8 protein-coding genes are annotated in these 11,520 nt (G+C 29.7%); 2 read left to right on the forward strand and 6 right to left on the reverse strand.

Features of this window, described 5'->3' with window-relative positions; translation table 11 throughout:
- Positions 1-24: 24 nt before the first annotated feature.
- From ABEG11_RS11030 to ABEG11_RS11055, 6 genes are all read right to left on the reverse strand, one after another.
- Entirely contained in the window at positions 25-1,227 is a 1,203-nt protein-coding gene (locus ABEG11_RS11030) for a DNA cytosine methyltransferase (protein ID WP_348824222.1), read from the reverse strand.
- Positions 1,224-4,019, reverse strand: coding sequence for a BpuSI family type II restriction endonuclease (locus ABEG11_RS11035; RefSeq protein ID WP_348824223.1), 2,796 nt, complete (start codon positions 4,017-4,019; stop codon positions 1,224-1,226). The genes ABEG11_RS11030 and ABEG11_RS11035 overlap by 4 nt, the downstream gene beginning before the upstream one ends.
- A 1-nt stretch (position 4,020) precedes the next feature.
- Positions 4,021-5,676 (reverse strand): Eco57I restriction-modification methylase domain-containing protein, encoded by a 1,656-nt coding sequence (locus tag ABEG11_RS11040; RefSeq protein ID WP_348824224.1) that lies wholly within the window; start codon positions 5,674-5,676, stop codon positions 4,021-4,023.
- Positions 5,669-5,968 (reverse strand): helix-turn-helix domain-containing protein, encoded by a 300-nt coding sequence (locus ABEG11_RS11045; RefSeq protein ID WP_348824225.1) that lies wholly within the window; start codon positions 5,966-5,968, stop codon positions 5,669-5,671. The genes ABEG11_RS11040 and ABEG11_RS11045 overlap by 8 nt, the downstream gene beginning before the upstream one ends.
- A 105-nt stretch (positions 5,969-6,073) precedes the next feature.
- The gene (locus ABEG11_RS11050; RefSeq protein ID WP_348824226.1) at positions 6,074-8,185 is read right to left on the reverse strand and encodes a DEAD/DEAH box helicase; all 2,112 of its coding nucleotides are present in this window, start codon (positions 8,183-8,185) and stop codon (positions 6,074-6,076) included.
- 2 nt (positions 8,186-8,187) lie between these two features.
- A complete protein-coding gene (locus tag ABEG11_RS11055; RefSeq protein WP_348824227.1) occupies positions 8,188-9,111 on the reverse strand; it encodes a HamA C-terminal domain-containing protein in 924 nt (307 codons plus the stop codon).
- Between the two features lie 454 nt (positions 9,112-9,565).
- On the opposite strand from ABEG11_RS11055, the gene ABEG11_RS11060 reads away from it, so the two are divergent.
- Positions 9,566-10,036 (forward strand): hypothetical protein, encoded by a 471-nt coding sequence (locus ABEG11_RS11060; protein ID WP_348824228.1) that lies wholly within the window; start codon positions 9,566-9,568, stop codon positions 10,034-10,036.
- Positions 10,037-10,401: 365 nt separating this feature from the next.
- Positions 10,402-11,373: a hypothetical protein gene (locus tag ABEG11_RS11065; protein WP_348824229.1), complete on the forward strand. Its 972-nt coding sequence runs from the start codon at positions 10,402-10,404 to the stop codon at positions 11,371-11,373.
- The last annotated feature ends 147 nt before the right edge of the window (positions 11,374-11,520 follow it).

Consider the following 11,520-nt stretch of genomic DNA (forward strand, 5'->3'; position numbering starts at 1 on the left):
CCATATGATTGCTTCTGCATCCTTTTATTCAGATTCATTTTCAGCGTTGACAAAGGCATACTCTTTGGGAATTTTTGAATTATACGATTGGTTTTCGAACGACTTGGTAATTGCCGCAAATTTTGGATATGTATCTGATAAATATTTTTTCAAATGTTCAGCCCAAGCTTTTGATAATAAAGGAGGAACGGCATTTCCAACCTGAACATAATAATTGCGTTGAGTCTTTGAAATTAAATGAAAGTCATCAGGAAAAGACTGAAATCTTAAACCCTCTCTGATAGTAATCATTCTGTTTTCTTCATAGTGAATATTACAACCAATGTTAGGGCGGTTAAAATGAGTATTTATCGTGTAATTAGGTTTGTTTGGATCAAGCCTGCCATAAGTTGTAGTCCTGCCTCCTGTGCTTTTGAAATACATAATTCTTTTAGTCGAAACATTATCAGGTATATCCATATAATTACCACCCGGTTTGACGTGACTAATTATTTCTTTGTCTGTTGGACTAGAATATGGAACTATGTGCAAAGTTGTTTTGTCAGCATTTTTACGCATTAATGCCTGATATCCACTTTTCGGTTCGTGTTTGTATTTAATCTCTCCATTTTCTGTTGGTAATTCCAAATCTGATATTGCGTCAAAGGATGATATCCATTTTCTTTTTCCTTCTTTATTTTCAAAATGGGTTTGCGGTGGTACTGTAATATCAATACCTATTTTATTTCCAATTATGAAAACTCTTTTTCTCTTTTGTGGAACTCCGTAATCAGCAGCATTAAGAGTATAAATGTTGATATGGTATCCGATATCCTCAAACGCTTGTTTTAAGTTGTCAATTACTTTTGAGCCATCAGCAGCTTTTGAAGACTTAATTCCTGTAACATTCTCAAATAAGAAAATTTTCGGTTGAATTTTGTTTACAACATTTAAATAAGAATAAACTAATGCAGACCTATTATCATTAGGGTCTCTTTTACCTATTCCAGAAAATCCTTGACAAGGTGGGCCGCCAATTATAACATCAGCATCTGGAATAGTATTTAAATCTATTTTTGTAATATCTTCGTTAACGATATGGTTTCCAATATTTAGCTTGTAAGTTTCACAGGCATCTTTCAAAATGTCATTTGCCCATATAATATCATAGCCTGATTGTTTAAACCCTAGATCTAAACCGCCACAGCCTGAAAATAAACCAACTACCTTTATTTTGTTGTTTTTCATATTCTTCTATCTTCTACTAAATCCGCTAAAAAGAGTTCAAAATCATTTACCATGTCTACAACTGTTGCAAAACCTAAATTATCTTTTTGGAAAATGATGGTTCCAATTGCTAAATCAAGATTTCTTCTCGGTGTTGCCAAACCTTCATCACCACTAAATTCAGGGTTTGCAACATTTAAAGCATCAAATGCCACAACTACTGCAAGGATTTCTGCATGAGTGAACTGCGCCATGTCAGGAATTCTGAATTTCTTAATTTGAAATCCTTCAAGCTTCCTTAATCCTTCGTGGTTATTGGCATTTAATTCGAATTGAATTTGTCCAAATGCAGAAAGGAGAAATGCGGTTGTGAATTTGTATTGTTCTTCATCAGTTGCGTTATTATTTTTATTTTTTAAATCATCACAATAGAAAAAGTTTGTGGATAGAGTAAAATTGGAGTTTAAAGGATTGTAATAAACACAATGTTTCTTTCTGTCAGCCCTTGGAATAACAATCTTAGGACAATAAGTATGGTTTACAGAGTTGTTAATGATGCTTTTCCATTTGTCTGCTCCGAAATCTGCGACACAATCATTATAAAAGCTAGCTAAATATGCATTTCCAGATAATGCTGCGGATAGCATGTTATTTGTATTCGTATCTGCTTTAGCAGGAAAATGGAATGCTTGTTCTATTTGAAGGTCATTTGTTTGCAAAGTGTAATGCCTGCGGGTATCGTTGTTCTTTATGCCGTAGCCAATAAAATTGGTTAGGGAATTATCAATGTTAATTACATTTTCATTTGGTTTACTTCCATTAGCAAAGTAGCTATTTGTATTAGCGTCAAATGAAGGAAATATCAATTTGGAACCTCCGGCTGCTTCAGCATTCCCTCTTTTAATTTTATCAAAGTGATTCTCTATTGGTATTAAGAATGGCTGAGAAATAAAGTTCTCAAACTTTTGATCTAATAAATATAATCTCCAATTTTCTGAAGCAACAAGTGTATTTCTTGGAACAACCCTTAGTTTGAAAGCTGCTGTTGTTGTGTCAGCATTCAAAGTAAGTATTGCTTTAAGATTATCTGGGTTCAGCAAAACATTTTCATCAGATACCCTCATAAAAGAAACATTAGCTGAATTATTCCCTTTCTTCAAAATCACTATAACAGATGTTACAACAAACTCTTGGAAATATTTCCTAGGATATGAGATTATCGCCTCAACTTTGTCAGAAATAAACTGCTTCAGGTGTTCACCGTCTTCATTGTTAAGGAATTTTGTCATCAGGATAATTCCTGCCTTGCCATTATTTCGCAAATAATGCCAAATGTAATTTGTAAAGTAGAAATATAAATTGGGCTGCGATGCATCAGCAACAAAATAGTTTAACCCTTGACCGGTTATAGCTGCTTTCATTTTCACTTTGTCGGCAGCTGTAATTGGCGCTTCCGGATTATCATTCCGTAAAAAAGGCGGATTCATTAAAACCGCATCATAGTAATTTGGTTTTGTATTGTGAAAAATGTCACCAATTAAGATGTTTGCCGCTGTAGTATTATTTACCTGTGCAAGATTTTTTGAAAGCAATCTAAAAGCAGATAATTGAGAAAGGAATGGATCAATTTCAATCCCATCAATTTGATTTAGAATTTGGTTATGTGTCTTGGCTTGGTTAGCAGATACAGCAAGCAAGCTTATCTGGTCATAAGCAGCATCTAATAATGCTCCATCACCGCATCCAGGATCCAAGATTCTTGAATCTGGTGTATCAATACACAAAGCGGCTAGAAGGTTTGATAATTCTGTATCAGACATGACTTTTCCTTTGCGATGCAATTCTTCTTTGACATAAATTTTTGACGTAAGAAGATTGAATACATAAGATGGAGAGGGGTTGTTGGCAACTGCATTACTATTATGATGAATAAAACTCTGAATCAAATCCCTGAAATATTGCAGGTAGTTTACTGAAAAATTATCAGGAAAAATTCGTAGTGCTTGATTTGGATGATCAGTAAAAATCTGTCTGAAGTCTAACTGAATTATCCTATTATAATTATTTACCAAGTTATTTTTGAACTGTGGTAACGTTGCATTATTTGGTGGATAATTATGAAAGTGCGCTGCGTTTGCACTCCCTGTTTGGGTATAATAATCCTTGAGATAAGCATATGCAAGAAGCCTGAATAATTCATAAAGGGTTAACTCTTTCTTTACAGCTTCTGGATAGCCCAACGAATTTTTTAAAGCAATATAATTATTATGAAAACTTTCAATTATTGGTTCCCAATTATTATCATAATCTGGCGCAACCCGGTTGAAAATATTAGGGAGAATATTTTCAAATGTTATTTGTAATTCTGCAACTGATGCTGTTGCATCGTGATTGACAGGATTAAACAGTGAATGTTGTCTAGGATTTCCTTTTAACAAACAACTTGTCAACGGTACCCCGTTTCGGTCTGCTAACAAAACCAACCTTTCAATATTAGTTACACAAAAGTATTTATGATAATTTGGCTCCCAGTGTGGGCCAAAATCAGTCACATAAGACCGTGATTGGTTTTGGTAGCGTTGTGATTCAACATCTCTTTGTGTTCGTTTTACTTCAACGATAAAAACATATCTCTGGCTTGCAATCAAGCGAATTGCAAAGTCGGGAATTATTGTGCTGTTAGGAATTGCAGGATGATGAACGACCTCTGCAATGTTGTTGTAACCACAATTCACCAAAGCATTGTTTAATGCTGTTTGAACAAGTGGGTGAAAGTCGTTTACTTCTTCTGAATTATACCAAAGGTTTATCATTTTAACTCAAATATTCTTTTATTTCACTATTCAATTCATCAATTGTCAAAGAAGAATTGTGCTGTTTGTTGTATTCATCAAGTAATACCAAATCAATTTGCTCAATTAAATGCTTTTGCTCTTTTTCGTATCTATTCACATTCATCAATTGTGTTCCTAATAAATCCAATTTTTTTAAAGTCATTTCAGATAGTTTATTTACATCCATAACTTTCACTTCTTTGAATTCGTAAAGTTGGATTTTCCTCAAACCATTCCCTTGAGTTCTTGAATTGTTTAGTGTACTTAATCTCGTAAATGAAGAATTTAAAATTGAAAAATTTGCTAATTCTTTACTCGTAATATATAGGCTGTAAAAGTTGTCAGAAGATAAGAGTTTATTTGGATTGTAGATGAAATCAATATTGTTTCTTAGATAATAGTTAAAGATAAAATTCCCTCTTGATTTTAAATTAATTTTATACCAATCCTTTTTAGTTTCAATATCTCTTTTAACTGCTTTATATTTTTCAATTGGTGTTCGAAGAATTTCATTTTTAACCGACTCTAAATATTTGCTAGTTTCTTTAGAAATTGAACCGTTAATTGCTAAAATGAACGCATTCTCTTGGTTGACAGTATAAGTTTTAATCTGTGAAACATCTTTAACAATCGGTTTTAACTCCGGAAGTTCATTTTTTGAAAAAATAAAGTGACTATTAACCACAGCCGATGTTCCTCTTTGAATCGGTTGAGAAACAATGGTTTTAAGCGGCTTAAATAGGTTAGATTTGAAATTAATTACGCTATGGTTATTGAAATTATGAGCCAATAATTCTTGCTGCTTTAATTTCAGACAGTTTACCTTTAAGCCTGTATAATTCCTTAAATCGCTTAAGTCATTAAGAGGAAAATATGACATAGATTTTCTATGACTCTTATTCTTTACAAATTTTATCACAGTAGCACCAATTTCTGCATTCTCAAATGCACTTTTTTTGAAATGATATATGCTATCTAAATGCCCTAACTTAAGGAAAGATTCTTTTAAAAATTTTCCAAAACTGCTGTATAGCCAACTATCATATATTACGGCAACCATTACTCCATTATCCTTTAAATGCAAAATGGACTTCAATAAAAAGTAAATATATAAATTTGACTGTGATGGAATTGTTGATAAAAGAAAAGAGGAATTATATCTGATACTGTCTTTTGAATTTGCTCCGTCTGTCAATAGTTCTTGTCTTACATAAGGTGGATTTTGAATAATTAGATCAAACTTTTCATTAACTGGCAAATCAAAGAAACTGCCTTTAATTAAAGTTCTCTTATTATTCTCAAAAAACTTTTTAATTTCTTCATTAATTAGATTAATGTCAATTTCAATTCCTTTTAAATTACAATTTAAAAAGTCATCAGACATTGCTTTAAAAAAAGTATTCGGCCCAATGCAAGGATCAAGAATTGTAGAATTATTATTGAGTGATTCTTTTAACAAACCAATCATAAACTTTGCTAGAATCGCAGATGTAAATACTTGTCCTAAATTTTCATTTTGTTTAGGAATCTTAGCCGTTGTGTCAAAATCCTTTGAAAAGAACAATTCTAATTGTTCTTCAAAAGTTTGAATAACCTCTTCTAATTCTTTATATGGTTCACATACTGTATTAAGCATTCTTAATATTTTTAAATTTCACTTGTTCTTCAGCCACTTTCAAGGCAGTTAAGGCAGATTCTTCATTTCTAATAATAGAGTAAACTTTATTTGCTAACCACAATGATTCAAGTTCTTCAATTGGTGTTTTAAAAAGTTCGTTTAACTTTGTTAAATTCTCTCTTTTTAGTGGCTTTTGATCATTTTCAACTTTACTTAAAAATCCTTCACCAACACCAAGTTGATATGCAAGTTCTCTTTGTTTAAGACCTGCATTTTCCCTTAGTTCTTTTATTTTTTGTCCAAGTGTCATTGTCTAAATTTTTACTTGTCTAATTTTGGTCAAAAATAGTTGTTTTTTTTTTAAAATTAAACAGTCAAGCGTGGGGAAATCCTTGAATTCATTCAAATACTGCTATTATGCATTGATATTCATATTTGTTTTTATTCCATCATAAAAATATTCTAAAATATAGTTATCAAACTCATCTAATTCCACATTCTCTTTAATTTCATTTATTCCTATAGAATTAAAAAGTTCAATTACATTATGTATAGTTAATTCTTGATCGTAAAAATTTATAATTCTTGAATTATGAATTTTTTTTGAAATCATTCTAGGTAAACCATATTCCTCAAGCTGAAAAACAACACTTGGTAAAAAAGCGTGAGAGATATATGCAATAAATTTAGATATATCATAATTTTTACCTTTAAGTAATTCTTTTTGAAGAACGTTTACATCTTTTAATAGAGATGCAAATTTAAAAGTCACATTTTTTTCAAGTTTGAAAAACTCATCAATACTTACATCGTGAGGTTCTAGCTCTTTTAACAATTCAGGAATTGATTTAAACCAATTGTTTCGTAAAATTTTAATAAATTCTACAAATGTGCTGTTCTTTGTTTCCCAATTACCAGGTTGTAAATTAATAATTTTGTACAATGACTTATCCCATTGACTTCTTTTTGCAGAGTTTAAATAAGAAAGACCATTCCAACTTTCAGGATTTGATGACATATCAATTGCAATTGATTTAATTAATTCTGAATTGCTAGATTGGAAAACGGATTCATCTTTTAACTTATTGAATACTTCTACACCAAGAATTCCACCCATTTCATCTTGGTATAGAATTAATTTTGCTACTTGTTCTTTAGTTAACAGTTTGTCATATTTTTGACTATCTAAATCACCTAATATTTCTTCTGGAAATTCTATATTCAAAGCAGTTTGAGTATTAATAGGTGGTTTGTCTAAAATATAGACTTTACCAATAAAATGCTGAAACATTCTACCGCTTCTGCCAATAATGTTTCTATATGTAAAATCATTTAGGTTTGAACTTCCATTTTTATTCATCCAAATGATTACGTTTTCTGCTGAGGTATTAACACCTTCAATAATTGAAGATGTAGAAATTATATTGCTGATACCTTTTTTATCTTCAAATAATTTAACTTGTATTTGACTTAAAGAACGATGCAATCTGCCATTATGTATTCCTGTTCCTCTTTTTATTAAATTAGTTAAACTCCAATTATAATCGTAATTTTTGCCTAACCAATTTGCAAATTGGTCTAACAGAATATTATTTTTTTCTGTGTATCTAGTTAAAATTAGGTTAGATACATTTTCAATATTTGTGTATGTACCTGCATATATTAAAGATTTTGTTTGTTTTTGGTTTAAAATATTGATTAAAAGATTACTCTTTAATTCTACATTTTTATTTATTTCTTTATATAGTTCAAATTTCTCCAAAAAAACTGTATTAAAGTCTAATTGTATGAATTCCATATCCGCTGTGAAAGGATTGTCCTCTAAAGTGGATATGTTTGGAGCCAAAAAATATTTTTGTTTGGATTTGCTACCAATTTTTATAATTGCTTTAACAAGACTTGGAGATCTAGTTTTATCAAATAAACTACTTGCTTTATAGAATTCATCAATAATCATTATATCAAAAAACTCGACCTTCTCCAAATAATTTATAGCTCTTTCTTGTGGGAAAATAAAAATATTCTTTTCTGCTGGTTCTACTTCAGTGGTCGTAATAATTTTGTATTCGTTTGCGAATTTTTTATATAATCGTCTTCTTGTTTCATCTGTCAACGCAATTGTTGGCACAATGATTATTACATTTTTTGGTCTTCTGATTTTTATAAAAGCGTCTATAACAAAGCTTTTACCAAAACTTGTTGGTGCACTTACTGCAATATTCCTGCCTTCTAAAAGTTTTTTTAATAGAAAAGATTGCTCACGATGCAATGTTACTGGTTTTTCTTCTCCAATGTTAACCTTGAAAATTTCATAAATGTATCTTTCTTCCCAATTAGACGTTTCTTGTTGCAAATATGGGAACAGGCCAGTTTCTCTAATTAAATGATTTACCAATGGTGTGTATTCTAACTTTTGAGTTTTATGATAATCTAAAAGTTTGATTAGTTCTTCCCTTGCTTCATTATCTCTGGCAGAAATCAATAAATCGTTTATTTTACGACAATTATCAAATATTATATCTTCCATAATTAACTTCTATATACTTGTGCTTTCTCAATAAATTTATCCACAATTGGTTTTTTTTCAGGAACTGGAAAAAGTATTATATGGAACTTAATTTCTGAATATAAATCAACATCGTTGCATTTATTTATTTGTCTTTTAAAGTATTCTGTTGCTCTTTCTTTATGATGATTTATTATTTGGGTTTTGTATTGTTCTGTTAAATGTGTAGTTGCATTTGTAATACTGCATTCATATAATAAAAGAATTGGTATATTTAAAATTGGTTTTATTGAATCTATAGATTGTTCTTGTGATAGCGATTGAATAATTTTTGCACGCAATTCCGGTGAAATTTCATCAAAATCATTTATATCTGAAAGATTTGTAATTAACTTATTTTCTTTCTTTATTTTTCGTAACGTTAAAGAGTCTTTTACAGAATCAATGATTACATCTAATCTTGCATTTTCAATGGATTTATAAAATTTTGATTCTCCAAACCATAATGAAAATTCGTTTTCATTTTCAATCACTATATGAACACTGTCTGCGCCTTTCGCATTATCTTGTGAATTTTGTTTGTAGAAAATTTTAGGAACTATTGGTAATGCGTTATAGTATTTTTTCATTAGACCGTATAGTAAGATTTCAGATATTTCACTGCCTCGTCCAATATCTTCATCACTTTCCGAAAGTCTTAAATTTATAGCGGATTCTGTTAATAATGAATCTTCACCTTCAAGAGCCAATGATTGTCTTTCTCTATAACTTAAAGCAGTTTCTTTTATGTTGTTCCAAATAAATTTTTGAAATTTACTATACTGCCAAAGCCCATTTTCGAAAGTGTTTATTAAGCTAAAAACTCTTTTGTTTTCGATAGGAGTAAGGCTGGGGTCATCAGTAATTACTGAAAATGCATCATCAATTAGAACTTCAAAATTTATCATCGCTTATTTTTATATTTTCTGTCTGTAATAGTTTCTTAAAAGATCACAATTCCAAGTCAAACTATATTTTTGGATCACTACGTATTTTTTCAAATATAGGTAAAAACCTCTATTTAGAGGATTCTTTTATTTGTAAATTTTGATTTTAATAAGTAGATGAATCTAGAACTAAAAAAGAAAATAAAATTTAACATTTCTCAAAAGTACTTCAACCATAAATACTTCCTGAAGCACTAAAAATCACTTTGTTGAGGTGCGAGATTTCAAAATTTTTTTGATGTTTTTTTCAAAAAATCTTCATTATATCTTTGTCAAAGAAATCAAAAACAACATCTCTTAATAATCATTTAGAGGTTTAAAATTCAAATCATTACGATTAAATTTTTAAAAATTCGCAGTTTGCGAGGGTAGATTTCTATGTTTAAAAATTTGTAACAAATAAATTTATATAAATATGAAAAATTCTAAAACTAGAAGAAACAATTTTTTGGATGTTTCAAAATTAAGAAGTAAAAAAACAGGGGAAGTTTTTACTCCACTGTTCCTTGTTGAAGAGATGTTGGATAAAGTGCCAGCAATAGAATGGAGAAAAAAGAACAATAAAATATTAGATCCTTGTATGGGGGCAACTTGTGTGTTTCCGATAATGGTAATGTTCAGAATGGCTTCTGGATTGAGAACATCAATAAAAGACCCAAGACAAAGAATAAAGCATATTCTCAACGAGAATTTATATATGTGCGAAATTGATAAAGAGGCTCTTGAATTTGGCTCAAGCTTACTTAAACATTACGCTAATATTTTTTCAGTATTCTTACTGATGGATGATACTGATGAGACAATATGTGGCATTAAATCAAAATATATTGAATACTATGACGGAATAATAGAAAATTTCTATGAAAAAATCAGAATTGCATCGTAAATGGAGGACAAAATTGAATAGTATTCTAAAATGAAAAGCGGTTTGACATTAGGTTAAACCGCTTTTTTATTGTTTTGGAATGAATAGGGTGGTTTTGGGAGGTTATTTTCTAAAACACATAAACTAACACTTCTATTATGATTTGGGTCTGTTAGGAAGCAAATTTTGATTAACGCATTATAAAAAATGAAATCTCAAAATCTATATTTGAATATTTTACTTTTTTTTTGCTACAGCTATATATAATACAAGTATATACTTCATATCACTATATTGTTTCTCACTTTTGAAAAAAAGATTTAATAATAAAAAGGCAAAACAAAATATCCATTTCACATATAATGATTAAACTAATAGATTATTATATGAAAGTTATCATACCTCAACAAGTTATTGATTGTATCTCAAAATTAGGAAATAGAACAGTACAAAAAAACGGATATAAAATTTACGCTGCTCTTACAATAATGTCAAAAAGACAAAATAAACACGGATATTTCCCTGTCCCATCTACTTTCTTGGAAAAAGTAAATAAACGCTACAAACGAGCCCTAAATGCTTTACAAGAAGCTTCCATAATAAAACCATTCACTAGAATTGAACAACACCCTAAATTAATCTTTGAATCAGTAGAAAAGAGATATTACAATGTTTCAAGAGGAATCTGTATGAAGTATAAATTACTAATTGATATTACACAAGGAATTATTGTAGATGTAGAATTTAATAACCAAAGAAAATTTAGATGGTATTCAATAATAGAACACTCAATGAATGAATTGGGTTATGTTGGTAAAATATCAAGAGATACTTTTGGAAGAAGAGTTCATCATCCAGTAATCCCAATCTACAAGGAAGATTTAAAGAATAAAGGATTTGCAATGATTGACGCAAAATGTTCTCAGCCAAAACTTCTTCTAAATATTATGAAAGAAAATGGTATTGTAGATAAAAATTATGAAGAAGCATTTGAAGTAGATTTTTACAATTATTTAGTTCAAAAATTAAATCTAAATGAAAGACAACAGGCAAAAGATTTGTTTATGTACTTTTTAAATTCAAGTGGTTATGTTCCAAATTATAAAATCCATATTCTGTTTCCAGTAGTATCAAAATTTATTAAAAGCCTTAAAACCAAGAATTATAAAGATGCTGCCTCATACCTCCAAAGAGAAGAGGTCAAGATTTGGATTGATGACTTATTGGAAAATATCCCAACAGATTTTGCTTTACCTATTCACGATTGTTTAATAGTTAGAGATAAAGAAGTTTTTGAAATATTGGAATATTGTAAAAGTAAATATTCGAATATTGATTTTGAGATTAAATATTTATAACTTCCTGTCAAATGAAAATAAGTGAATATTTTAAAAATTTACTTTCTATTAAAATTCAGATAATGAACTCTGGATATGCAAATAAAAACTACACATTAAGTTAAGCTACATTTTTGTAATTAATTTGATTATTAAATTCTTCTATGT

The organism is Flavobacterium aestuarii (assembly GCF_040049115.1).
Taxonomy (GTDB): domain Bacteria; phylum Bacteroidota; class Bacteroidia; order Flavobacteriales; family Flavobacteriaceae; genus Flavobacterium; species Flavobacterium aestuarii.

What these genes read in the sequence shown, in the direction of transcription:
- ABEG11_RS11040 (WP_348824224.1), bottom strand. Translation starts at nt 5,676, where the DNA reads ATGCTTAATACAGTATGTGAACCATATAAAGAATTAGAAGAGGTTATT.
- ABEG11_RS11035 (WP_348824223.1), bottom strand. Translation starts at nt 4,019, where the DNA reads ATGATAAACCTTTGGTATAATTCAGAAGAAGTAAACGACTTTCACCCA.
- ABEG11_RS11060 (WP_348824228.1), top strand. Translation starts at nt 9,566, where the DNA reads ATGAAAAATTCTAAAACTAGAAGAAACAATTTTTTGGATGTTTCAAAA.
- ABEG11_RS11045 (WP_348824225.1), bottom strand. Translation starts at nt 5,968, where the DNA reads ATGACACTTGGACAAAAAATAAAAGAACTAAGGGAAAATGCAGGTCTT.
- ABEG11_RS11030 (WP_348824222.1), bottom strand. Translation starts at nt 1,227, where the DNA reads ATGAAAAACAACAAAATAAAGGTAGTTGGTTTATTTTCAGGCTGTGGC.
- ABEG11_RS11055 (WP_348824227.1), bottom strand. Translation starts at nt 9,111, where the DNA reads ATGATAAATTTTGAAGTTCTAATTGATGATGCATTTTCAGTAATTACT.
- ABEG11_RS11065 (WP_348824229.1), top strand. Translation starts at nt 10,402, where the DNA reads ATGAAAGTTATCATACCTCAACAAGTTATTGATTGTATCTCAAAATTA.
- ABEG11_RS11050 (WP_348824226.1), bottom strand. Translation starts at nt 8,185, where the DNA reads ATGGAAGATATAATATTTGATAATTGTCGTAAAATAAACGATTTATTG.